This is a genomic window from Achromobacter kerstersii (assembly GCF_902859595.1).
Taxonomy (GTDB): domain Bacteria; phylum Pseudomonadota; class Gammaproteobacteria; order Burkholderiales; family Burkholderiaceae_B; genus Achromobacter; species Achromobacter kerstersii.
The window spans coordinates 218,504-242,099 of the sequence record NZ_CADIJQ010000002.1 but is presented as its reverse complement, the minus strand read 5'-3'; the positions used below and the strand labels follow the sequence as shown (position 1 = coordinate 242,099).

16 protein-coding genes are annotated in these 23,596 nt (G+C 63.8%); 6 read left to right on the top strand and 10 right to left on the bottom strand.

All coding sequences use genetic code 11. The features are described 5' to 3' along the window. Positions 1 to 95 precede the first annotated feature (95 nt). From HV765_RS09970 to HV765_RS09940, 7 genes are all read right to left on the bottom strand, one after another. On the bottom strand, positions 96 to 1,055 hold the full coding sequence (locus HV765_RS09970; protein ID WP_175169643.1) for a FecR domain-containing protein: 960 nt from the start codon (positions 1,053 to 1,055) through the stop codon (positions 96 to 98). Further along, positions 1,048 to 1,578 (bottom strand): sigma-70 family RNA polymerase sigma factor, encoded by a 531-nt coding sequence (locus HV765_RS09965; protein ID WP_054423860.1) that lies wholly within the window; start codon positions 1,576 to 1,578, stop codon positions 1,048 to 1,050. Before HV765_RS09965 ends, HV765_RS09970 begins: the two co-directional genes overlap by 8 nt. A 111-nt stretch (positions 1,579 to 1,689) precedes the next feature. Continuing rightward, positions 1,690 to 2,781: a cell division protein ZapE gene (gene zapE / locus HV765_RS09960; RefSeq protein ID WP_175169642.1), complete on the bottom strand. Its 1,092-nt coding sequence runs from the start codon at positions 2,779 to 2,781 to the stop codon at positions 1,690 to 1,692. Between the two features lie 79 nt (positions 2,782 to 2,860). Next, the gene (gene lpdA / locus HV765_RS09955; protein WP_054423864.1) at positions 2,861 to 4,288 is read right to left on the bottom strand and encodes a dihydrolipoyl dehydrogenase; all 1,428 of its coding nucleotides are present in this window, start codon (positions 4,286 to 4,288) and stop codon (positions 2,861 to 2,863) included. Between the two features lie 129 nt (positions 4,289 to 4,417). Further along, positions 4,418 to 5,650 (bottom strand): 2-oxoglutarate dehydrogenase complex dihydrolipoyllysine-residue succinyltransferase, encoded by a 1,233-nt coding sequence (gene odhB / locus HV765_RS09950; protein ID WP_054423866.1) that lies wholly within the window; start codon positions 5,648 to 5,650, stop codon positions 4,418 to 4,420. A gap of 103 nt (positions 5,651 to 5,753) precedes the next feature. Beyond that, complete coding sequence (locus HV765_RS09945) at positions 5,754 to 8,621, bottom strand: 2-oxoglutarate dehydrogenase E1 component (RefSeq protein ID WP_054423868.1); 2,868 nt, start codon at positions 8,619 to 8,621, stop codon at positions 5,754 to 5,756. A gap of 327 nt (positions 8,622 to 8,948) precedes the next feature. Continuing rightward, positions 8,949 to 9,419 (bottom strand): Lrp/AsnC family transcriptional regulator, encoded by a 471-nt coding sequence (locus HV765_RS09940; RefSeq protein ID WP_054423870.1) that lies wholly within the window; start codon positions 9,417 to 9,419, stop codon positions 8,949 to 8,951. Positions 9,420 to 9,611: 192 nt separating this feature from the next. Here HV765_RS09940 and HV765_RS09935 point away from each other — a divergent pair, with 192 nt between their 5' ends. Further along, complete coding sequence (locus HV765_RS09935; RefSeq protein WP_175169641.1) at positions 9,612 to 10,628, top strand: 1-aminocyclopropane-1-carboxylate deaminase; 1,017 nt, start codon at positions 9,612 to 9,614, stop codon at positions 10,626 to 10,628. An 81-nt stretch (positions 10,629 to 10,709) separates the two neighbouring features. Here the strand turns inward: HV765_RS09935 and HV765_RS09930 are convergent, their stop codons facing one another. Together HV765_RS09930 and uraH are read right to left on the bottom strand one after the other, a co-directional pair. Next, positions 10,710 to 11,915 (bottom strand): urate hydroxylase PuuD, encoded by a 1,206-nt coding sequence (locus tag HV765_RS09930; protein WP_175169640.1) that lies wholly within the window; start codon positions 11,913 to 11,915, stop codon positions 10,710 to 10,712. Between the two features lie 338 nt (positions 11,916 to 12,253). Next, positions 12,254 to 12,604, bottom strand: coding sequence for a hydroxyisourate hydrolase (gene uraH, locus HV765_RS09925; protein WP_054423877.1), 351 nt, complete (start codon positions 12,602 to 12,604; stop codon positions 12,254 to 12,256). Positions 12,605 to 12,800: 196 nt separating this feature from the next. On the opposite strand from uraH, the gene puuE reads away from it, so the two are divergent. The 4 genes from puuE (at position 12,801) to HV765_RS09905 (ending at position 18,558) form a co-directional block, all read left to right on the top strand. After that, positions 12,801 to 13,745 carry an allantoinase PuuE gene (gene puuE, locus HV765_RS09920; protein WP_175169639.1) on the top strand — a complete coding sequence of 315 codons (945 nt, stop codon included), beginning with the start codon at positions 12,801 to 12,803 and terminating at the stop codon, positions 13,743 to 13,745. Positions 13,746 to 13,756: 11 nt separating this feature from the next. Next, complete coding sequence (gene uraD, locus HV765_RS09915; RefSeq protein ID WP_175169638.1) at positions 13,757 to 15,535, top strand: 2-oxo-4-hydroxy-4-carboxy-5-ureidoimidazoline decarboxylase; 1,779 nt, start codon at positions 13,757 to 13,759, stop codon at positions 15,533 to 15,535. A gap of 4 nt (positions 15,536 to 15,539) precedes the next feature. Next, positions 15,540 to 16,769 carry a M20 family metallopeptidase gene (locus HV765_RS09910; RefSeq protein ID WP_175169637.1) on the top strand — a complete coding sequence of 410 codons (1,230 nt, stop codon included), beginning with the start codon at positions 15,540 to 15,542 and terminating at the stop codon, positions 16,767 to 16,769. 283 nt (positions 16,770 to 17,052) lie between these two features. Next, a complete protein-coding gene (locus tag HV765_RS09905; protein WP_175169636.1) occupies positions 17,053 to 18,558 on the top strand; it encodes a nucleobase:cation symporter-2 family protein in 1,506 nt (501 codons plus the stop codon). Positions 18,559 to 18,599: 41 nt separating this feature from the next. On the opposite strand, the gene HV765_RS09900 is transcribed toward HV765_RS09905, so the two are convergent. Further along, complete coding sequence (locus tag HV765_RS09900) at positions 18,600 to 20,651, bottom strand: OPT family oligopeptide transporter (RefSeq protein ID WP_175169635.1); 2,052 nt, start codon at positions 20,649 to 20,651, stop codon at positions 18,600 to 18,602. 220 nt (positions 20,652 to 20,871) lie between these two features. On the opposite strand from HV765_RS09900, the gene mdeB reads away from it, so the two are divergent. Beyond that, the gene (mdeB, locus tag HV765_RS09895) at positions 20,872 to 23,559 is read left to right on the top strand and encodes an alpha-ketoglutarate dehydrogenase (protein ID WP_175169634.1); all 2,688 of its coding nucleotides are present in this window, start codon (positions 20,872 to 20,874) and stop codon (positions 23,557 to 23,559) included. The last annotated feature ends 37 nt before the right edge of the window (positions 23,560 to 23,596 follow it).

Genomic DNA, 23,596 nt, shown 5'->3' with positions numbered 1-23,596 from the left:
GCAGACACAAAACTCTCCCTGTACGGTGGTCTATCTCTGCCTTTCCGTATGGGGATCAAAAACCTGCAATGCGTCGGGCAAAAAAGTTGTAACGGTCAAATCTGACGCGGGCTCACTTGCAGCCAATATTGCGTGTGCCGCGTCACGCTGATGGGCAGCGCGGGTTCCAGCGCCTTCAGCGCGCGTTCGGCGTCGTCCAGCGGAAACACGCCTGACAACTGCAAAGCGGCCACGGCCGGGTCCACGCGAATCACGCCCATGCGTTGGCGCGCCAGATACTGCGCGAAATAATCCAGCCGCCATTCCTTGGCCACCACCAGGCCGTCGACCCAGGCCAGCCGGTCGGAGTCCGACGCGTTGCGGTGAAGCAGACCGTCATCTGCAAAGGCCAGCCGTTCGCCCGCGGCGGCATGCGTCCACACGCCGTCGCGCAGCAAGGCCACGCTGCCTTCATACACGCCCAAGCGCGATCCGGTATCGGTACGGCGCAAGTCAAAGCGGGCGTGTTCCGCCCGCAACTCGCCATACCCCGTGTCTACGCGCAAGGCGTCCACGCCGGGACGCATGGCGGTGTCGACCAGCATTTCGCCGCGCAGCAGATCGATGCCGCGCGCGTTGCCGCTCAGCCGCAAGCGCACGGCGCTGTCGCTATTCAAGGTAATGCTCAAGCCATCGGCAACCGCCACCGTGCGCCGCTCGCCAATGCTTGTGCTCACGTCGGCCGCCAGGCGCTGCCAGGGCGTGTGCCGGTAACCCGCCCAGCCCGTTGCGGCAAGCGCCGTCACCCCCAGCAAGCTGCGCAGCGCCGCCCGCCGGCCGTGCGACGGCGGCGCATTCAAGGCCGCGTGCGCCAGGGCCGCTGGCACGCGGCGGGCGTCACGGCCAATGGCCTGCAAACGGTCCCAGGCCTGCTGGTGCGCGGCGTCCGCGGCCAGCCAGGCCCGACAGGATTCCCGGTCGTGCGCGTCAGCCAAGCCGGATTGCAGCTTGGCCCACCAGGCAATCGCCTGGCGCACGACCGGGTCCGGCGGCATGCGGCCTGCGGCGTTACTCATAGAACGCCGTGTAGCACGCGGACATCGCGCGCACCATGTACTGCTGGACGGAACTCAGGGATACGTTCAGACGCTGGGCGATTTCGGGATACGTCAGCCCGTCCAGTTGCGACATCAGAAATGCCGCGCGCGCCTTGGGCGGCAAGCCATCCAGCAGGCGGTCCAGTTGCTTTAACGATTGCAGCTGTTCTGTCTGCGTTTCGGGCGACGGCGCATACGCTTCGGGCAACGTGGCCAGATAGCTCAGGTAGGCGTTTTCCAGCGCGGCATGGCGCTGGTGGTCCACGACCAGCCCCTTCGCAATCGTGGTCAGCAAGGCGCGGGCCTCGTTGGCGCGCACGGCCTTGCGCCCTTGGATCACGCGCACGAAAACATCCTGCGCCAGATCTTCGGCGCGATGCTCGCAACCGAGCTTGCGGCGCAGCCAGCCGAACAGCCAGGGACGATGATCGCGGTACAGGCCATCGACAGGCGCGACAGCGTCAGCGCACGGTGCCGATGAGGAAAGGACGGAGGAGGACACAGTTGAGACAGCGGTACGGGACCAAAAGTCTCAAAATCTTAAGTGATAATGACTTGCATTACCAATCTTATGCACGCCGGCCCCGTGTAACAGGGGCCGGATGCGGCATTACTACAACGTCGCGGTCAGGCGGCGTTCCGATTCCAGGTATTCGCGCGACTGCATTTCAAGAATGCGCGACACAGTGCGATGGAATTCATTGGCCAGCGCGCCTTCGGTGTAGATCTCTTCCGGCTCGCACTCGGCCGACATGATGAGCTTCACGCGGTGGTCGTAGAACACGTCGATCAGCCACGTGAAGCGGCGTGCTTCGGAAGCCTGGCGCGGCCCCATCTTCGGCACGCCAGACAGGATCACGGCGTGGAAGCGGTTGGCCAGTTCCAGATAGTCGTTCTGCGAACGCGGGCCGCCGCAAAGCGTTGCGAAATCAAACCACACCACGGCCCCCGCCAAGGCCAGCGCGCGAATCTCGCGATGCTCGATATGCAGCACCGGGTCTTGCGGCGGCGTGTCGGCCAGGCTGTCGAACGCCTTTTGCAACGCGGCCTGCGCGTGCTCGTCCAGCGGCGTGTGAAAGCACTGCACTTGCTCAAGCGAACGGCGGCGGTAATCCACGCCGGCATCCACGTTCATGACGTCCATGCGCGACTGGATCAGCGCAATGGCGGGCAGCACGCGGTCGCGGTGCAGGCCATCGGTGTAGAGCGTGGACGGCTCGTAGTTGGACGTCATCACAAACGACGTGCCGTATTCGAACAGCTTGAGCAGCAAGCGGTGCAGGATCATCGCGTCGGCCACATCCGACACGTGGAATTCGTCAAAGCAGATCAGGCGGTAGCGCTTGGCGACCCGCTTGGCCACTTCGTCCAGCGGATCTTGCATGCCCTTCACTTCTTCCAGCTCGCGATGCACGCCACGCATGAATTCGTGAAAGTGCAGACGCGTCTTGCGCACCACCGGCACGGTCGCGTAGAAGGCATCCATCAGGAAGCTCTTGCCGCGCCCCACCCCGCCCCACAGATACACGCCGCGCGGCACGTCGGGCCGATTCAGCAGCTTCTTCAGCGCGTTCGAGCGCATCGACTTGAACTTGACCCATTCGTCGTAATAGCGCTGCAAGCGGTCGATGGCCAGCTTTTGCGCGGCATCGGGCTTGTAGCCACGTTCGGCCAGGGCGTGTTCGTAGTATTCGCGGACGTTCATGGGGCTTAGCTCAACCAACCAAAATGAAAAAAGGGCGGGTCCTTGAACCCGCCCCCTGTCTAGCTCAGGTCAAGGACGCTTAGAAGTTCAACGCGCGCTTGTCCACGGCCAGAGCGGCTTCCTTCACGGCTTCCGACAGCGTCGGGTGCGCGTGGCAGATGCGGGCGATGTCTTCAGCGGCGCCACGGAATTCCATGATGGTCACGGCTTCCGAGATCAGCTCCGAGGCCATCGGGCCCACAATGTGCACGCCCAACACTTCGTCGGTCTTGGCGTCAGCGATCACCTTGGCAAAGCCCGTGGTGTCGCCCAGCGCGCGAGCGCGGCCGTTGGCCAGGAACGGGAAGCTGCCAGCCTTGTACTCGCGGCCTTCGGCCTTGAGCTGCTGTTCGGTCTTGCCGACCCAGGCGATTTCCGGCGACGTGTAGATGACCCACGGCACGGTGTCGAAGTTGACGTGGCCATGCTGGCCGGCGATGCGCTCGGCAACCGCCACACCTTCTTCTTCGGCCTTGTGCGCCAGCATCGGGCCGCGCACCACGTCACCCACTGCCCAGACGTTCGGCAGGTTGGTCTTGCAATCGCCGTCCACGGCCACGAAGCCGCGTTCGTCCAGCTTCAGGCCCACGGCGTCGGCGTTCAGGCCGCCGGTGTAAGGCACGCGGCCGATCGAGACGATCAGCTTGTCGACCACCAGCTTCTGCTCGGCGCCCTTGGCGTCGACGTAGGGCACGGTCACCGACTTGGCGGTGGCCTTGATCTCGCCGATCTTCACACCCATCTGGATGTTCAGGCCTTGCTTGGTGAACGCCTTCAGCGCTTCCTTGGCCACTTGGCCGTCGGCAGCAGCCAGGAATTCCGGCATGGCTTCCAGGATCGTGACTTCCGAACCCAGGCGGCGCCACACGCTGCCCATTTCCAGGCCGATCACGCCAGCGCCGATCACGCCCAGCGTCTTCGGCACGGCGCCGATGTTCAGTGCGCCGTCGTTGGACAGCACGACCTTTTCGTCAAACGGCAGGCCGGGCAATTCACGCGCCGACGAACCCGTTGCCACCACGACGTGCTTGGCAACCAGGTCTTCTTCGGCGGTGCCGGTGACCTTGATGGCCCAGCCGCCTTCCACTTGGCCGCTGAACTGGCCCTTGCCGTGGAAGAACGTGACCTTGTTCTTCTTGAACAGGTACAGGATGCCGTCGTTGTTTTGCTTGACCACCGTGTTCTTGCGGCCGATCAGCGTATCGAGCTTCAGGCTCACGCCCTTGACTTCGATGCCGTGCTCGGCGAAGTGGTGGTTGGCTTGTTCGAAGTGCTCGGACGATTGCAGCAGCGCCTTGGACGGGATGCAACCGACGTTGGTGCACGTACCGCCAGGAGCCGGGCCGCCTTGGCCGTTCTGCCAGGCGTCGATGCAAGCGACCGACATGCCGAGTTGCGCTGCGCGAATGGCGGCGATGTAGCCGCCAGGGCCTGCGCCGATCACGACGACGTCAAATTGTTTGGACATAGTGTTCTCGCGAATGAGTGTGGGGTGGAACACGCCCCGCCCGGTGTTTGCGAGCCGGAGGCCAGCCGTGGGCCGGCCGGGGCGCCGCGATCCGGAAGGCCCGGTGCGGCGCCGCGCGGAGCGTCGAGATTACAGGTCCAGCAACAGGCGCTGCGGATCTTCCAGGGCGTCCTTCATGGCGACCAGGCCCAGCACGGCTTCGCGGCCGTCGATGATGCGGTGGTCGTAGGACAGCGCCAGGTAGTTCATCGGGCGGATGACGATCTGGCCGTTTTCGACAACAGCGCGATCCTTGGTGGCGTGCACGCCCAGGATGGCCGATTGCGGCGGGTTGATGATCGGGGTCGACAGCATCGAACCGAACACGCCACCGTTGGAGATCGAGAACGTGCCGCCGGTCATTTCTTCAATGCCCAGCTTGCCGTCAGCGGCGCGGCGGCCGAAGTCAGCGATGGTCTTTTCGATTTCAGCGATGGACAGCTGGTCGGCGTTGCGCAGGATCGGCACCACCAGGCCACGCGGGCTGCCGACAGCGATACCGATGTCGAAGTAGCCGTGATAGATGATGTCCTTGCCGTCGATCGACGCGTTGATCAGCGGGTACTTCTTCAGGGCGGCAACGGCGGCCTTGACGAAGAACGACATGAAACCCAGCTTGATGCCGTGTTCCTTTTCGAACTTGTCCTTGTACTTGCTGCGCAGATCGATGACCGCTTGCATGTTCACTTCGTTGAACGTGGTCAGGATTGCGTTTTCTTGCTGCGATTGCAGCAGGCGTTCGGCGATGCGGGCGCGCAGGCGGCTCATCGGCACGCGCTGTTCCGGACGGCCGTCCAGCGACAGCGTGGTCGGGGCCGGAGCAGCCGGGGCCTTGGCAGGCGCGGCCTTGGCGGCGGGTGCGCTGGCGGCCAGGGCGTCGCCCTTGGTCACGCGGCCGTCACGGCCGGTGCCCGACACGGAAGCGGCGTCAACGCCCTTCTCGGCCAGGATCTTGGCAGCGGCGGGCGAGGCCACGCCAGCAGCGGCGGACGAGGCCGGGGCAGCAGCGGCCGGAGCGGCAGCGGCTTGTTCAGCGGCCTTGGGGGCAGCGGCGGGAGCGGTCGCGGCGGAGGCAGCCTTGGCGGCGGTGTCGATACGGGCCAGCACTTCGCCCGAGGTCACGGTGCTGCCATCGCCCTTGACGATTTCAGCCAGCACGCCCGAAGCGGGAGCCGGCACTTCCAGCACAACCTTGTCGGTTTCGACTTCGATCAGGATTTCGTCCGCTTCAACGGCAGCGCCCGGCTGCTTCTTCCAGGTCAGCAGGGTCGCTTCGGAAACGGATTCGGAAAGTTGGGGGACGACGACGTCGGTAATTGCCATTTTGTTTGTTCCGTAAAGTTTGTGTTCTGGTCACGCGGCGCGGCAAGGTTCGAAATCGAGTTCCAAAACGCTTGCCGCGCGCGGCGCATGCATCAAGTCAGGGTTACTTCGTCAACATGACCTTGAACTTGGGCGCGAAAGCCGTTTCGATCAGGGCCTTCTGCTGCTCCTGGTGCTTGGCCAGGTAGCCCACGGCCGGCGATGCCGACGCGGCGCGGCCGGCGTAGCCCAGCTTCTGGCCTTCCACCATGTTCTCGTACACGTGATGCTGAACGTAGAACCAGGCGCCTTGGTTCTGCGGTTCGTCCTGAACCCAGATCACTTCGGTGGCCTTCGGGTACTTGCGCAGTTCCGTTTCAAACGACTTGTGCGCAAACGGGTACAGCTGCTCGACGCGGACGATGGCGACGTTGTCGGCGCCACGCTCACGGCGGGCGTTGACCAAGTCGTAATACACCTTGCCCGAGCAAGCCAGAACGCGCTTGACCTTGCTGGCGTCGATGGTGTCGTCGACTTCGCCGATCACCGGCTGGAAGCTGCCGCCTGCCAGATCGGTCAGGGGGGAGCCGGCGTCCTTGTTACGCAGCAGCGACTTCGGCGTGAACAGCACCAGCGGCTTGCGGAACGGGCGGATCATCTGGCGGCGCAGAACGTGGAAGATCTGCGAGGCAGAGGTCGGCTGGACCACTTGCATGTTGTTGTCGGCGCACAGTTGCAGGAAGCGCTCGATGCGGCCCGACGAGTGCTCGGGGCCTTGGCCTTCGTAGCCGTGCGGCAGCATCAGGGTCAGGCCCGACTGGCGGCCCCACTTGGCTTCGCCGGAGCTGATGAACTGATCGATCACGACCTGGGCGCCGTTGACGAAGTCGCCAAACTGGCCTTCCCAGATGGTCAGCGTGTTCGGTTCAGCGCTGGAGTAACCGTATTCAAAGGCCAGCACCGCCTCTTCGGACAGCACGGAGTCGATGACGGTGAACGGGGCCTGGCCTTCCGACACGTTCTGCAGCGGAATGTAGGTGCCGTCGTTCCAGCGTTCGCGGTTCTGGTCGTGCAGCACGGCGTGGCGGTGCGTGAACGTGCCACGGCCCGAGTCCTGGCCGGTGATGCGGATGGCGTAGCCCGAGGACACCAGGGTCGCAAAAGCGAGGTGTTCGCCCATGCCCCAGTCCAGGTTCAATTCGCCCTTGGCCATCGTGCGGCGGTCGTTCAGCAGCTTGGCGACCAGCGGGTGCACCGTGAAGCCTTCCGGAACCGTCGTGATGCGTTCGCCGATGCGCTTCAACTCAGCCAGCGGCACAGCCGTGTCGGCCTGGTCGGTCCACTTGGCGCCCAGGAACGGGGACCAGTCGATCGCGTACTTGCTCTTGTAGTCGGTCAGCACGGGTTCGATCGTGCGCTGGCCGTCTTCCATCAGCTGACGGTAGTCCTTGACCAGTTGATCGGCTTCGCCTTCAGCCAGCACGCCTTGCGTGGTCAGCTTGTCGGCGTACAGCTTGCGCGTGCCGGGGTGATGGCCGATACGCTTGTACATCAGGGGCTGCGTCAGCGACGGGGTGTCTTGCTCGTTGTGGCCCAGCTTGCGGAAGCAAACGATGTCCACGACGATGTCGTGACGGAATTGCAGACGGTAGTCCAGCGCCAGCTTGGTGACGAACACCACGGCTTCGGGGTCGTCGCCGTTGACGTGGAACACCGGGGCTTCGATCATCTTGACGACGTCGGTGCAATACAGCGTCGAACGCGAGTCACGCGGGTCAGACGTCGTGAAGCCGATCTGGTTGTTGATGACGATGTGCAGCGTGCCGCCCGTACCGTAGCCGCGCGTCTGGGCCAGGTTCAGGGTTTCCATGACCACGCCTTGGCCGGCGAAAGCCGCGTCGCCGTGCACCAGCACCGGCAGCACGGACTTGCCTTCGGCGTCACCGCGGCGTTCCTGGCGAGCGCGCACGCTGCCTTCGACCACGGGGTTGACGATTTCAAGGTGGGACGGGTTGAACGCCAACGACAGGTGGACCGGGCCGCCACGGGTGGACAGGTCGGAGGAGAAGCCGTTGTGGTACTTCACGTCGCCGTCGGTCAGGCCTTCGGCGTGCTTGCCTTCGAACTCGGCGAACAGGTCGCCAGGCATCTTGCCCATGATGTTCACGAGCAGGTTCAGGCGGCCGCGGTGGGCCATGCCGACCACGATTTCCTGGACGCCGTTTTCACCGGCGTGGTTCACCACTTCGTCCATCGAGGCGATGAAGCTTTCGCCGCCTTCCAGCGAGAAACGCTTCTGGCCGACGTACTTGGTGTGCAGGAAGCGCTCGAGGCCTTCGGACTCGGTCAGCTGCTGCAGGATGTGGCGCTTTTCTTCGACCGAGTAGGTCGGCGCACCCAGCGTGGTTTCCAGGCGTTCCTGAATCCAGCGCTTGGCGGCGGGGTCGGAGATGTGCGTGAATTCAGCACCGATGCTGCGGCAATACGTGTCGCGCAGCGCCTTCAGGATGTCGCGCAGCGTCATGGTGCTGGCGGTCGTGAAGTAGGTGTTGGTGGCCGAGTAGGTTTGATCCAGATCGGCTTCGGTCAGGCCGTAGAAGGCGGGATCGAGTTCCGGGATCGGCGGGCGCTCTTGGCGCTTGAGCGGGTCCAGATCGGCCCAGCGCGAACCCAGCGAACGGTAGGCGGCAATCAGCGATTGCACCGACACTTGCTTGCTGGCGACGCTCAGATCGGGTTCGGCCGTACGTTGCACAAAGGCATTGGCCTTGGCGCGCTGGGCGAACGATTCGACGATGGGAGCGTGGGCCTGGTCGCGAGTGGATTCCTGGCCGTCGGTAGCGGGAGCGTGCTGCAACTGGTCGAAATATTCGCGCCAGTTATCAGGAACCGAACCGGGATTGTCGAGGTAGGCTTCGTAAAGCTCCTCAACATACGGGGCGTTACCCCCAAAGAGATAAGACGTGGATAGAGATTCTATTTCCGAAGACATATCGCTTCACCTTTACGAGTGCTTCACTCGACACGATGCAGGAAAACCTTCCGCAGCACGGGCTTCCCGTTAAGCGGATAGCAGGGGCAGAAGGCGCGTACAAGCCTTGAAAGCCGTATGCCGAGCAGTATAACCCTTTGAGTTTACGGCCGTCTTCCTGCATTTCTGTGATGCAAAAGCCGATTCGGAATGCCGCCATGCGGCTTTGGAATGTCCTGGCAACCCCTGACATTGCGCCGTCTACGCACCATCAAATTCTGTTAATCCAAAATGCCGCAGCGCGTCATTTTTTAGCCGCTAAAAGAAGAGTGTTGCGCATTAGCCGCGTCACACCGGCAACGCGGTCGTCGACAAGATCTCTTTCAGCACGAAAAAAGTACGAATCTGGCGCACGCCAGGCAGCTTGATGATCTCGCCCGCATGCAGCTTGTTGAAGCGTTCAAGATCCCGTATGCGCAGCATCAGAAAGTAGTCGAACTCGCCGGCCACCAAGTGGCATTCCAGGCAGCCGCTGATGCCGCGCGCCGCTTCTTCAAAGTCGGTGAAGGACTCGGGCGTGGAGCGGTCCAGCACCACGCCCACGATGACGAGCGTGGCCATGTCGACGTCAGCCGGTTCCAACAACGCGACCGTCTTTTTGATGACGCCTTCGGCCTTCAATTTTTCAACGCGCCGCAGGCACGCGGCCGGACTCAAATGCACGCGAGTGCTCAGATCCAGATTGGTGATCTGCGCATCGTCTTGCAAGACGCGCAAGATGTGGCGGTCGATGCGGTCCAGACTTGCGAGCGCGGCCATTTGATACGTCCCTAAAAATTTAATTTCGTATTTGTTTTTATATTCGAAATATTTATTCTCAGGCAACGATTATTAAAACCCTTAAATGACGGAACGGATAAAAATACGCAATTGACCGCATATCGCTGCGATTCCTATGATTTTTCCATCCGCGCCACCCCGCCGGCCGGAACGTCACCCTCAGGAGTCCGCATGGATCTGCAACGCTTTCCCCGTCATCGCCTGACCTTTGGCGACACCCCCATCGAAAAGCTCGACCGCCTGTCCGCGCACTTAGGCGGCAAGGTCGAGATCTACGCCAAGCGCGAAGACTGCAACAGCGGCCTGGCGTTCGGCGGCAACAAGCTGCGCAAGCTGGAATACCTGATTCCGCAGGCGCTTGAGCAAGGCTGCGACACGCTGGTGACGATTGGCGGCATTCAGTCCAACCACACCCGCATGGTGGCCGCGGTGGCCGCCAAGCTGGGGCTGGCCTGCGTGCTGGTTCAGGAAAACTGGGTGGACTATTCGGATGCGGTCTACGACCGCGTCGGCAACATCATGATGAGCCGCCTGATGGGCGCCGATGTGCGGCTGGTGGACCAGGGCTTTGACATCGGCTTTCGGCGCAGCTGGGAAGAAGCGCTGGAAGACGTCAGAAAGCGCGGCGGCAAGCCCTACGCCATTCCGGCCGGCGCGTCCGACCACGAACTGGGTGGGCTGGGCTATGTGGGCTTCGCCGAGGAAGTGCGGCGGCAGGAAGCCGAGCTGGGTTTCAAGTTCGACTACATCGTCGTGTGCGCCGTCACAGGCAGCACGCAAGCGGGCATGGTGGTGGGCTTTGCGGCCGATGGCCGCGCCGACCGCGTGATTGGCATCGATGCGTCCGCCACGCCGGATCAAACGCGCGCGCAGATTCTGCGTATTGCGCGTCGCACCGCAGACATGGTCGGGCTGGAACAAGGCATTGCCGACAGCGACGTGGTGCTGGACACACGCTATGCCTATCCCGCCTACGGCCTGCCATCCGCCGAAACCAACGAAGCCATCCGCACCTGCGCGCGGCTGGAAGGCATGATGACCGACCCGGTGTACGAGGGGAAGTCCATGCAGGGGATGATGGACATCATCCGCCGCGGCGAAATTCCCGCCGGGTCGAAGGTTCTGTATGCGCACCTGGGAGGGGTGCCGGCGATCAACGCCTATAGCTTTCTGTACCGCAACGGCTGAAGAGGGCTACCCGGCGCAAGGCTTCGGTTCCATGGGCTGGCCGGCGGGCGACTTGCGCTGAACCGGCCCGCCCTGCCCGCTTCAGTTCGTCTTGGCTCCCGCCTGGAACCAGGCGCCGATCAACGCGCGTTCGTCGTCGGTCATGCCGGTGGAATTGGCCATTGGCATGATTTTCGACACGACCACTTGCTGGTAGACGGCTTGCGCGTGGGTGGCGATCTGCTCCACGGAATCCAGCCGCACGTTCTTCATCTGCACCTGCGCACCGTGGCAAAGCAGGCAGCGCTGGTCGAACACCTGGCGCACTTGCGTGAACGCGACGTCGGCGGGCGGCGCCACGGCCGCAGACGCCGCCACCGGCGCGGGCCGCATCCAGATGATGGTCAGGCCCAGCACCGCGATACCCAGCAACACATACGGCAGCGGATTGCGCGCATTGCCCAGCTTGAAACGATGGCGCACCACGAAGAACTGGCGTATCGCCGCGCCGCCCAGCATGATCAGCAGCAGCACGATCCAGTTGTACTGATGGGTGTAGGTGAAGCTGTAGTGGTTGCTCATCATCGTGAACACCACCGGCAGCGTGAAGTAGGTGTTGTGCACGCTACGCTGCTTGCCGCGCTGGCCGTTGACCGGGTCGACGGGCTTGCCCGCCCGCATCGCCGCCACGTTCTTCCTTTGGCCGGGAATGATCCAGAAGAACACGTTGCCGCTCATGGTGGTGGCCATCATGGCGCCCACCAGCAGGAATGCCGCGCGGCCCGCAAACCAGTGGCAGGCCAGCCACGACGCCAACGCGATGAACACCGCGATCAACACACCGACGATGGTGTCGCCATGTTTGCCACGGCCGAACAGCCGGCAGATGCCGTCGTAGACAATCCAGAACACCACAAAAAAGGCCAGCGCCACCGCCACGGCGGTCGAGGGCTGCCAGTCCATTTTTGAACGATCAATGAGATAGGTGCTGGCGTTCCACAGGTACGACATGGTGAACAGCGCAAAGCCGGTCAGCCATGTGCTGTAGCTTTCCCAGAACGACCAATGCAGATGATCGGGCAGCTTCTTGGGTTGCACCGCGTACTTCTGCATGTTGTAGAAGCCGCCGCCGTGCACCGCCCATTGCTCGCCGCCTACGCCTTTGTCCAGCGATTCTGCGTCGCGCGGTTTTTCCAGGCTGTTGTCCAGCATCACGAAGTAGAACGACGTGCCGATCCACGCGATGCCGGTAATGATGTGGGCCCAACGCAGCAGCAGATTGACCCAATCCAGGTAGTAGCTTTCCATTCACGCCCCCGCAGCGGGCGGGCCTGTAAGGCTCCGCCACACTGCTCACCACCGCGGGCGCTGTAAGCAGAAGACGATCGCGCACAAGGCTTGGGGCCATGCACCGCTGCGATCAAGATCCGCGAAATTGTATGCAGGTTTTGTTCACAAGGCTATGCGGCAGCGCCCGTTTCGGCATCAGGAATACCCTAGGCCGGGCAAGCGGAACGTCGCGCGATGCAAACTGAAGCGCTGCCTGTTGCGCGCGGTGAGCGGTGAGCGGTGAGCGGTGAGCGGTGAGCGGTGAGCGGTGAGCGGTGAGCGGTGAGCCGTGAGCGGTGAGCGAGTTGCGTGCCAGCCTACGAGCCGCGATACGTCGAATAGCTCCAGGGGCTGACAAGCAGCGGCACGTGATAGTGCTGGTCTGCGTGGGCCACGCCGAAATCCAGGCTGACTTGATTCAGGAAGTTGGGCTCGGGCAAGGCCACGCCGCGCGCCTTGAAATAGCCGGCCACATCGAACACCAACCGGTACGTGCCTACCTTCAGGTCTTGATCGGTGAATAACGGTTTGGCGCTGCGGCCGTCGTCATTCAGCGTGAATTGGTTAAGCAGCGTGGCGCTCGCGCCCTCGGTGGCGTAAAGCGCAACGGCCATCCCCGCTGCGGGGCAGCCGTGCATGGTGTCGAGTACGTGTGTGGTCAGGCCCAATCTTGTCTCCTCATGCCCTCGTACCGCCGGGCGATATCATGGTTATCCTTAATGATGTACATAAATTGTATACAGCTAATTGCTTTCCAGCTATTGTTTAGCCCATCATGAAACTCCCCGTCATCGTGCTTCTGCCCGGGGTTTCAAGTTCAGGGTCATCAACGTCCGCGCTTTCAGGCTATCCGCCCGTCCATTCATGAACACCTACGATTCCACGCTTCCGTATCCCCGCGACCTGGTCGGTTATGGCCGCAATCCGCCGCACGCGCAATGGCCGGGCCGCGCCCGAATCGCCGTGCAATTCGTGCTGAATTACGAAGAAGGCGGCGAGAACTCCGTGCTGCACGGGGATGCCGGCTCCGAACAATTCCTGTCCGAGATGTTCAACCCCGCCAGCTACCCGGACCGCCATCTCAGCATGGAAGGCATCTATGAATACGGGTCGCGCACGGGCGTCTGGCGCATCTTGCGCGAATTCGAAAAGCGGCAGTTGCCGCTGACCGTCTTCGGCGTGGGCATGGCCTTGCAGCGTCACCCCGAACTGACGGCGGCGTTCACCGAACTGGGCCATGAAATCGCCTGCCACGGCTGGCGCTGGGTGCACTACCAGAACGTGGATGAAGCCACCGAACGCGAGCACATGCGACTGGGCATGGACGCCATCACGCAACTGACCGGCAGCCGCCCGCTGGGCTGGTACACCGGCCGCGACAGCCCGCGCACGCGCCGGCTTGTTGCCGACTACGGCGGCTTCGAATACGACAGCGATTATTACGGCGACGACCTGCCCTTCTGGATGCAGGTGCAAAAGACGGACGGCGCCGTCGTGCCGCAACTGATCGTGCCCTACACGCTGGACTGCAACGACATGCGCTTCGCGCTGCCCCAGGGGTACTCGCACGCCGACCCGTTCTTCCAATATCTGAAAGACAGCTTCGATGTGCTGTACGCCGAAGGCGAGGACGCGCCCAAGATGCTCAGCATCGGCATGCACTGCCGGCTGCTCGGCCGGCCCGGGCGCATCACGGCGCTGCAACGCTTTCTGGATCACATCGCCCGCCATGACCGCGTCTGGGTGTGCCGCCGGCTGGACATCGCCCGGCACTGGAAAGCCACCCACCCCTACCTTCCCAACCGCTAAGCGCTCCGACCATGGCCTACACGCTGGAACAACTCAACGCCGCCACGCCCGATGACGCCGTGGCCATGCTCGACGGCTTGTACGAGCATTCGCCCTGGATCGCCCGGCAGGCGCTGGCCGCCCGCCCGTTCCGGTCGTTGGCCCATTTGCAGGACCAGATGCGCCGGGTGCTGGACGATGCCGATATCGAAGCCCGGCTGGCGCTGATCCGCGCCCACCCGGAGCTGGCCGGCCGCGCCATGCTGCGCAATAGCCTCACCGCCGAATCCACGCAAGAACAGGATCAGGCGGGGCTCACGCATTGCTCGCCCGAAGAGCTTGCGCAGTTGCAGCAACTGAACACCGACTACAACGCCCGCTTCGGCTTTCCCTTCATCCTGGCTGTGCGCGGTGCGCGCGGCACGGGGTTGAACCGCCAGCAGATCATTGATGAATTCACCCGCCGGCTCGACAACCCGCCGGACGTCGAAATCAGCGAAGCGCTGCGCAACATTCACCGCATCGTCGAAATCCGCATGGCCGACAAATTCGGTGTCGACCTGACGCTGGGCAACGATATCTGGGACTGGCAGGAACGGCTCAGCATTCACAGCGACCCGGGCTACGCCGAAAAAGGCCAGCTCACCGTCACGTATCTGACCGAGGCGCACCGCGCCTGCGCGCAACGCATTTCGCACTGGATGCGCGACTGCGGCTTCGATGAAGTCGAGATCGACGCCGTCGGCAACGTGGTCGGCCGCTACCGCGCCAGCCGCGACGACGCCCCCACACTAATGACCGGCAGCCACTACGACACCGTCCGCAACGGCGGCAAGTACGACGGCCGGCTGGGCATCTTCGTGCCAATGGCCTGCGTGCGCGAACTGCATCGCCAGGGGCGCCGCCTGCCCTATCACCTTGAGGTCATCGGCTTTGCCGAAGAAGAAGGCCAGCGTTACCGCGCCACCTTCCTGGGTTCCGGCGCCTTGATCGGCGACTTCAAACCCGAATGGCTGGACCAGAAAGACGCGCAAGGCATCACGATGCGCGACGCCATGTTGCACGCCGGCCTGTGCATTGATGACATCCCCAAGCTGCGCCGCGATCCTGCCCGCTATCTGGGCTTTATCGAAGTGCACATCGAACAAGGTCCCGTGCTGTTCGAAATGGGCCTGCCGCTGGGCATCGTCACGTCCATCAACGGCAGCGTGCGCTACCAGGCGCAGCTCTTCGGCATGGCCTGCCACGCCGGCACCACGCCCATGAACCGCCGCCGCGATGCGGCCACCGCCACCGCCGAACTGGCGTTGTATGTGGAGCAGCGCGCCGCGCGCGACGGCGATTCGGTCGGCACGATCGGCATGCTGGAAGTGCCCAACGGTTCAATCAACGTCGTGCCGGGCGAATGCCGTTTCAGCCTGGATTTGCGCGCCCCCAGCGACCCGCAACGCGACGCCTTGGTGAACGACGTGCTGGCCGAGCTTGCCGCCATCTGCCAACGCCGCGGCCTGCGCTACGCGCTTGAAGAAACCATGCGCGCCGCCGCCGCGCCCAGCGACCCGGTCTGGCAACAGCGCTGGGAACGCGCCGTTGACGCGCTGGGCGTGCCGCTGCACCGCATGCCTAGCGGCGCAGGCCACGACGCCATGAAGCTGCACGAAGTCATGCCTCAGGCCATGTTGTTCGTGCGCGGCCAGAATTCCGGCATCAGCCACAACCCCCGCGAATCCACCACCCGCGACGACATCCAGCTGGCCGCGCTTGCCATGCAGCGCTTGCTGGACGACGTTGCCAACGACATCACACGCTAAAACCATGACCGACTACGCCCGACTCGACGCCTGGGTAGACGCCCACTTTGATGAGGAAGTGCGCTTCCTGCAATCGCTAGTGCGCGTGCCCACCGACACGCCTCCCGGCAACAACGCCCCCCACGCCGTCCGCACCGCCGAACTGCTGCAAGACTTTGGCTTCGACGCCGAAGCGCACACCGTGCCCGCCGAGCAGGTCAAGGACTACGGCATGGAGTCCATCACCAACCTGATCGTGCGGCGCGAGTACGGCCCCGGCCGCCGCGTGGCGCTGAACGCGCACGGCGACGTGGTGCCTCCGGGCGACGGCTGGCAGCACGACCCTTACGGCGCCGAGATCGATAACGGCAGCCTGTACGGCCGCGCCGCCGCCGTCAGCAAGAGCGACTTCGCCAGCTTCACCTTCGCCGTGCGCGCGCTGGAAGCCGTGGCGCACCCCACGCACGGCGCGGTCGAACTGCACTTCACCTATGACGAAGAATTTGGCGGATTGCTGGGCCCCGGCTGGCTGCTGTCGCAAGGCCTGACCAAGCCCGACCTGATGATTGCCGCGGGCTTCAGCTATGAAGTCGTGACCGCGCACAACGGCTGCCTGCAGATGGAAGTGACCGTGCACGGCAAGATGGCGCACGCCGCCATTCCGTCCACCGGCGTGGACGCGCTGCAAGGCGCGGTCAAAATCCTGAACGCGCTGTATGCGCAGAACGAGCAATACCAGCACATCACGTCCGACGTTCCGGGCATCAGCCACCCCTACCTGAATATTGGACGCATTGAAGGCGGCACCAACACCAACGTGGTTCCCGGCAAGGTCAGCTTCAAGCTCGACCGGCGCATGATCCCCGAAGAAAATGCGGCGGAAGTCGAAGCGAACATTCGTCAGATCATCCAGGACGCGGCCGCCTCCATGCCCGGCATCAGCATCGACATCAAACGCCTGTTGCTGGCCAATTCCATGCGCCCGCTGCCGGGTAACCAGCCGCTGGTTGCCGCCATCCAGAAGCATGGCGAAGCCCTCTTTGGGGAACCCATACCCGCCATGGGCACGCCGCTGTACACGGATGTGCGCCTGTATGCCGAAGCGGGCATTCCCGGCGTGATCTACGGTGCGGGGCCGCGCACGGTGCTGGAATCGCACGCCAAGCGCAACGATGAACGCGTGGTGCTGGAAGACCTGCGCCGCGCCACCAAGGTCATTGCCCGCACGCTGGCGGACCTGCTTCATCCCGTCTGATAAATCGTCTGACTGAACCGGGCACGGCGCCACCCGATGCGCGTCGTGCCCGCGCATCCCCCTTCCTCTTAAGTCCGGCGGCAACCCTGTCCGGCCTGGCGGCCGCCCTGTCCGCGGCATCCCCACGTTCGTACAATTCCTTCATTAAGTAACTTTTAATGTCAATTTAATGCGGGTTTTCCTCTATTTCGAACCTTAACCCTGCCTGTATACATTCCTCGTACACAAGAAAGGCTTTTCAGGATTTTCCCGACCGACATTCCACTCCGCCAGGAGACTTCCCATGCAGGCTGCATCGTCCGCGCCATCCAGCGCGTCGCAAGACATCCATCCCGTTGATCAGCGCCTGCCCAACGGCAAGCTCGCGGCGCTAGGCCTGCAACACGTACTGGTGATGTATGCCGGCGCCGTGGCCGTGCCACTGATCGTGGGCCGGGCGCTTAACCTCACGCCTGACGAAGTGGCCATGCTGATCTCGGCCGACCTGTTCTGTTGCGGGCTGGTGACCCTGGTGCAAACGCTGGGCGCCACGCAATGGTTCGGCATCAAGCTGCCCGTCATGATGGGCGTCACCTTTGCGGCGGTTGCGCCGATGGTGGCGATGGCCAACGCCAACCCCGGGCAGGCGGGCGCCCAGCTGCTGTTCGGAACCATCATCGGGGCGGGCATCGTGTCGATCCTCATCGCCCCCTTGATCAGCCGCATGCTGCGCTACTTTCCGCCCGTCGTAACAGGCACCATCATCACCGTCATCGGCATCACGCTGATGCGCGTGGGCATCAACTGGATCTTCGGCAATCCGTCCGGCCCCACCGCCCCCGTCATCGTTGACCCCATCTATGCCAAATGGCTGGCCGACGTCACCTCCCCGGGCAGCGCGATTCCGCCCGTGCCGCAAGGCTTCGCCATCATGCCGTCCATGCCCAACCCCAAGTACGCCGACCTGACCGGCCTGGGCATTGCAGCGCTGGTGCTGGTGGCGATACTGCTGATCGTGAAGTACACGCGCGGCTTCATCGCCAACATTTCGGTGCTGCTAGGCATCGTCATCGGCGCCGTCGTGGCGTCAGCAACCGGCATCATGACGTTCGAAAAAATCGGCCAGGCCGACTGGTTCGATATCGTGCTGCCCTTTCACTTCGGCATGCCGCAATTCGACCCCATGCTGATTTTGAGCATGTCGCTGATCATGGTTGTGGTGATGATCGAATCCACCGGCATGTTCCTGGCGCTGGGCGAAATGACGGATCGCGAAATCACCCAGCAAGCCATGGCGCGCGGCCTGCGCACCGATGGCTTGGGCACCTTGCTCGGCGGCATTTTCAATACGTTTCCCTACACCAGCTTTTCGCAAAACGTCGGGCTGGTTGCGGTAACGGGCGTGAAGAGCCGCTTCGTCTGCGTGGCGGGCGGCATCATTCTGCTGGTGCTAGGTTTGCTGCCCAAGATGGCGGCGCTGGTGGAATCGTTGCCTACCGTAGTGCTGGGTGGCGCGGGCATCGTCATGTTCGGCATGGTGACGGCCACGGGCATCCGCATCCTGTCCGGCGTGGACTTCAAGGGCAACCGCCACAACGCGATGATCGTGGCGGTGTCGATCGGGGTCGGCATGGTGCCGCTGATCGCGCCCAACTTCAAGCAATGGATGCCGCACTCGCTGCATACGCTGATTGAGTCGGGCATTTTGCTGGCGTCGCTGTCGGCCGTGTTGCTCAACCTGTTCCTGAACGGCGCCACGCACGACGAGCGCGCCATCATCACGGCCGCCTTGCAAGCCGAAGAACACTGACCGTCGCCGCCGCGGCCCTGGGCCGCGGCGTTTAAAGCCCATCAGGCCAGGCGCATCACCCGGCGCCAGAACAGCACGGCCACCATCACAAAGACCGCCAGGCCCAGGTAGGACGCGGGCTTCGCGAACGTCTCGCCAGCGATCGCCAGCGGCGCGTCCGTACCCGCGCCGCCAATAATGGCCGCCATCAACACCCCCACCAGACTTTCACCAACGATCAAGCCAGACGCAATCAGCACGCCACGGCGGTTGGCCGCGTCTGCAAACTGCTCGTAAGGCTTGCCCGCGGCGGCGGCACGGCGGCGCAACGCGCGCTCAAGCAGCCACGCCAGCACCGCCCCTGCCACGATGGGCGCGGCCACGGTGGGCGGCAGATAAATGCCGATGCCCACCGCCAGCACGGGGATGCGCGCGACGCGGCAAGTGCGCTTGAGGATTTCATCCACCACAATCAGCGCCACGCCCACGGCCATGCCGATCAGGATCATCGTCCAGTTCAATTGATGCGTGAAGATGCCGCGCGCAATCGCCAGCATCAACGTCGCCTGCGGGGCCGACAAGGCTTGGGCGGGGTCCATGCCGTCGCGCGGCATCGCGTCCGCAAAACCGTAGGCGTTGTAAAGCAGTTCCAGCACCGGGGAAATGACTGCCGCGCCCACCACGCAACCAATCAACAGCGCCACCTGCTGACGCCACGGCGTGGCGCCGACAAGCCAGCCCGTCTTCAAGTCTTGCAGGTTGTCGTTGGAAATCGAGGCCACGGCCACCACCGCCGATGTGCTGAAGATGGCCAACGCAATCGCCATCTGCACGCCGTTCTGCACCGCCAGCAACTCGCCGCCCAGCGCCAACATCAACAGCGACACCAGCACGATGGCGACGATGCCCACGCCTGAAATCGGGCTCGTCGACGAACCCACCAAGCCCGCCATGTAGCCGCAAGCCGCGGCCACCAGAAAGCCGAATACGAATGCAAACAGCACGGCATAGGCCACCAGCTTCCAGATGGCGGCGGCCGACAAGGGCGCGCCCGCCAGGAACACCTGGAAGGTGATCACCAGAACGACCACCAGCACCAGCGTCACTACCGAGATCCAGCCTGCAGACAAGTCGCGTTCGGTGCGCGGCGCCTTACCGGCCCGCGCCGCGCCCGCCTTCGTCAACGCCGAGAACGACGCTTTGACGCCACGCGCCATCGGCATGAACAAGGTGGCCAACGTCCAGATTGCCCCCACGCCGATCACGCCCGCGCCGATGAAGCGCACCTGCGACGACCACAGTCCGGTGGCGTACTGGGCCAGTGACATATCAGCGGGCATGTCGCCCATGGCGGTCAGCACCGGCACGGCAATGCCCCACGAGATGATCAGGCCGGTCAGCATGGCCAAGCCCGCGACGATGCCGATCAGGTAGCCGGCGCCGAGCAACGCCAAGGAAAATCCCATCGGCAGACGGAACACCGCGCCGCCCCACGCGAACCAGCCGCTGACGCTGTCGCCCAGCACCCGCAGGCCGCTGGCGGCAAAGCTGACGACCGCAGCCACCGCGCCACCCGCCACGATGTCGCCCATGCCGGTCGCAGCCGGTTTGGCCGATGCGCCGCCGCTGTCTTCCGCGGCATCTTGCGCCCGCTCGGCGCTACCCACGCGCAGGATCTCTGCGGCGGCCACGCCTTCGGGGTACGGCAGGTCGCTTTGCACCACCATCACGTGGCGCAGCGGAATCGTGAACATCACGCCCAGCATGCCGCCGGCCGCGCAAATGCCCAGCGTCTGCCAGAACGGAAAGCCCTGCCAGTGGCCCATCATGACCAGCGCAGGCAGGATGAAAATGATGGAAGACAAGGTGCCCGCGGCCGAGGCCTGCGTCTGCACCATATTGTTTTCAAGGATGTTGGCGTCTTTGAACAGACGCAGCACCGACATCGAAATCACCGCAGCGGGGATGGCGGATGAGAACGTCAGGCCCACCTTCAGCCCCAGGAAGACGTTAGAGGCCGTGAAGATCACGGTGATCAGTGCGCCGAGCAAGACGCCGCGAAACGTAAGCTCCGGAAGGGTGACGTTTGCCGGGACGCTGACGGGTTGAGTCATTGAAGTCTCCCGTTTGGAATTCTGCTAAACCGCGCATTCTAGCGCTTCAGCGTCCACCCAGTGGTCACCACGCGTAAGCGTCGCCTGGCGGCAGAAGCTGCCGGCAATGGAAAGGCTGGCAAAAGATTATGCTGAAAGCCGGTACATCCGCCCTGGAATTTGATCACTCATGCCATCGACACAGGTCTAGCATGGAGCGATAACAGGAGACATATTCACGATGCGCGACCAGAGCCACCCCGCCCCCGACGCCGATCACCCGCACGACGCCGACCCCGCCGAAACCGCCGAATGGCGCGACGCTTTGCAGTCACTGGTTGACGCGGAAGGCGCTGGCCGCGCCGGCTATGTGCTGGATAACCTGCTGGGGCATGCCGCCTCGCTGGGGCTGCGCGCCAACAGCCAGACGCGCACCGCCTACCTGAACACGATTCCGGCCGACCAGGAACCGCCCTTTCCCGGCAACCTGGCGGTAGAAGAACGCATCGCCCGCATCAACCGCTGGAACGCGCTGGCCATGGTGGTGCGCGCCAACCAGGCGCACGGTGAATTGGGCGGCCACATTGCCAGCTACGCATCGGCCGCCGATTTGTTTGAAGTGGGCTTCAACCATTTCTTCCGCGCGCAGTCGGAAGATGGCCCGGGCGACCTGGTCTACATGCAGCCGCACTCGGCGCCAGGCGTCTACGCCCGCGCTTATCTGGAAGGCTTTCTGAATGAGGCCGACCTGGCGCACTTCCGCCAGGAAATCACGGCCACGTCGCGCGGCTTGCGCGGCTTGTCGTCCTATCCGCACCCGTGGCTGATGCCGGACTTCTGGCAATTCCCGACCGGTTCAATGGGCATCGGCCCCATCAACGCCATCTATCAAGCCCGCTTCATGCGCTACCTGGAACACCGCTCGCTGGTGCCGGGCGGCGACCGCAAGGTCTGGGGCATTTTTGGCGACGGCGAAATGGACGAACCCGAATCCATCGCCGCCCTGACGCTCGCCGCACGTGAAAAGCTCGACAACCTGGTCTTCGTCGTCAACTGCAACCTGCAACGGCTGGACGGGCCGGTGCGCGGCAACGGCCGCATCATCGACGAACTGGAAACGCTGTACGCGGGCGCGGGCTGGAACGTGATCAAGCTGGTCTGGGGCAGCGACTGGGACGCTCTGCTCAGGCGCGACACCAGCGGCGCGCTGGCCCGCGCATTCGCCAACACCGTTGACGGCCAATTCCAAACCTTTGCCGCCAACGACGGCGCGTTCAACCGCGCCCACTTCTTCAACCAGAACCCCGAACTGGCCGCGCTGGTTGCTGACTGGACCGACGAGGCCATCGACCGCCTGCATCGCGGCGGCCACGACATGGTGAAGATTCACGCCGCCTATCTCCGCGCGGCGCAGCACCGTGGGCAGCCCACGGTGATTCTGGCGCAGACGAAGAAAGGCTTCGGCATGGGCGCCGCCGGCCAGGGCAAGATGACCACGCACCAGCAAAAGAAGCTGGACGACGAGGCCCTGCTGGCGTTTCGCGACCGCTTCGCGCTGCCGATTTCGGACGCCGATTGTCTGGCGCTCAAGTTCTATCGGCCCGCTGAAGACAGCGCCGAACTGCGCCATCTGCAAGCGCGCCGCGCTGCGCTGGGCGGCCACATCCCACGCCGCCGCACCGAAGCGCCGCGCCTGACGCCGCCGGATGCCGAACACTGGGCACGCTTCGCGCTGGCCGCCGACGGCAAGGAAATGTCGTCCACGATGGCCATCGTGCGCATGCTGACCGCGTTGCTCAAGGACAGCACCGTGGGCTCGCGCATCGTGCCCATCGTGGCCGACGAAGCCCGCACCTTCGGCATGGCCAACCTGTTCCGCCAGATCGGCATCTACTCGGCTCAAGGCCAGTTGTACGAACCCGAAGACATCGGCTCGGTGCTGTACTACCGCGAAGCGCGCGACGGCCAGATTCTTGAGGAAGGCATCACCGAAGCCGGCGCGATCTCGTCGTGGACGGCGGCCGGCACCAGCTACTCGGTGAACGGCCTGCCGATGCTGCCCTTCTATATCTATTACTCGATGTTCGGCTTTCAGCGCATCGGTGACCTGATCTGGGCCGCCGCCGACCAACGCACGCGCGGCTTTCTGGTGGGCGCCACATCGGGCCGCACCACGCTGGGCGGCGAAGGGCTGCAACACCAGGACGGTTCCAGCCACATCATGGCCGCCGCCGTGCCCAACTGCCGCGCCTACGACCCGGCCTACGCGTACGAGGTCGCCGTCATCGTCGAACACGGCATGCGGCGCATGCTGGACGAGCAGCGCGACGAATTCTTCTACCTGACGGTCACGAACGAAAACCTGGCGCAGCCCGACATGCCCGCCGACGCCGGGGTGCGCGAAGGCATTCTGCGCGGGCTGTATCGCCTGCGCGCCGCACGCGGCAAGGCGCAAGTGCGGCTGCTGGGCGCAGGCCCGATGTTGCGCGAAGCCGAAATGGCCGCCGACCGTTTGCGCGATCAGCATGGCGTGGACGCCGAAGTCTGGAGCGTCACCAGCTTTTCCGAGCTGGCCCGCGACGGCCGCGAAGCTGAACGCGCCCGCGTGTTGGGCCTGGACGCAGCGCCCGGCGCCGACTGGGTCCGCACGTGCCTGGGCGGCAGCGACGCCCCCGTCATCGCGGCCACCGACTACGTGCGCGCCGTGCCTGACCAGATCCGCGCCTGGGTGCCCGCCCCCTACCGCACGCTGGGCACCGATGGTTTTGGCCGCAGCGACACGCGCGCGCAGCTGCGCGACTTCTTCGAAGTCAGCGCCGATTGGATCGTGCTGTACGCGCTGGACAGCCTGGGCCGCCAGGAAGACGCCAACACGCTGCGCAAGAAACTGAACGCCCATACGCGAGGAACGCCTCCCTGGGAATCGTAAAAAATCCGACTCGTTCTTGATCAAAAGCGTCCGCTCG

Excerpts from the sequence above, each read along its gene's own strand:
- HV765_RS09905 (WP_175169636.1), top strand. The coding sequence starts at position 17,053 with ATGCAGGCTGCATCGTCCGCGCCATCCAGCGCGTCGCAAGACATCCAT.
- uraD (WP_175169638.1), top strand. The coding sequence starts at position 13,757 with ATGGCCTACACGCTGGAACAACTCAACGCCGCCACGCCCGATGACGCC.
- HV765_RS09935 (WP_175169641.1), top strand. The coding sequence starts at position 9,612 with ATGGATCTGCAACGCTTTCCCCGTCATCGCCTGACCTTTGGCGACACC.
- HV765_RS09945 (WP_054423868.1), bottom strand. The coding sequence starts at position 8,621 with ATGTCTTCGGAAATAGAATCTCTATCCACGTCTTATCTCTTTGGGGGT.
- mdeB (WP_175169634.1), top strand. The coding sequence starts at position 20,872 with ATGCGCGACCAGAGCCACCCCGCCCCCGACGCCGATCACCCGCACGAC.
- HV765_RS09940 (WP_054423870.1), bottom strand. The coding sequence starts at position 9,419 with ATGGCCGCGCTCGCAAGTCTGGACCGCATCGACCGCCACATCTTGCGC.
- HV765_RS09910 (WP_175169637.1), top strand. The coding sequence starts at position 15,540 with ATGACCGACTACGCCCGACTCGACGCCTGGGTAGACGCCCACTTTGAT.
- HV765_RS09900 (WP_175169635.1), bottom strand. The coding sequence starts at position 20,651 with ATGACTCAACCCGTCAGCGTCCCGGCAAACGTCACCCTTCCGGAGCTT.
- HV765_RS09930 (WP_175169640.1), bottom strand. The coding sequence starts at position 11,915 with ATGGAAAGCTACTACCTGGATTGGGTCAATCTGCTGCTGCGTTGGGCC.
- zapE (WP_175169642.1), bottom strand. The coding sequence starts at position 2,781 with ATGAACGTCCGCGAATACTACGAACACGCCCTGGCCGAACGTGGCTAC.
- lpdA (WP_054423864.1), bottom strand. The coding sequence starts at position 4,288 with ATGTCCAAACAATTTGACGTCGTCGTGATCGGCGCAGGCCCTGGCGGC.
- puuE (WP_175169639.1), top strand. The coding sequence starts at position 12,801 with ATGAACACCTACGATTCCACGCTTCCGTATCCCCGCGACCTGGTCGGT.
- odhB (WP_054423866.1), bottom strand. The coding sequence starts at position 5,650 with ATGGCAATTACCGACGTCGTCGTCCCCCAACTTTCCGAATCCGTTTCC.
- HV765_RS09970 (WP_175169643.1), bottom strand. The coding sequence starts at position 1,055 with ATGAGTAACGCCGCAGGCCGCATGCCGCCGGACCCGGTCGTGCGCCAG.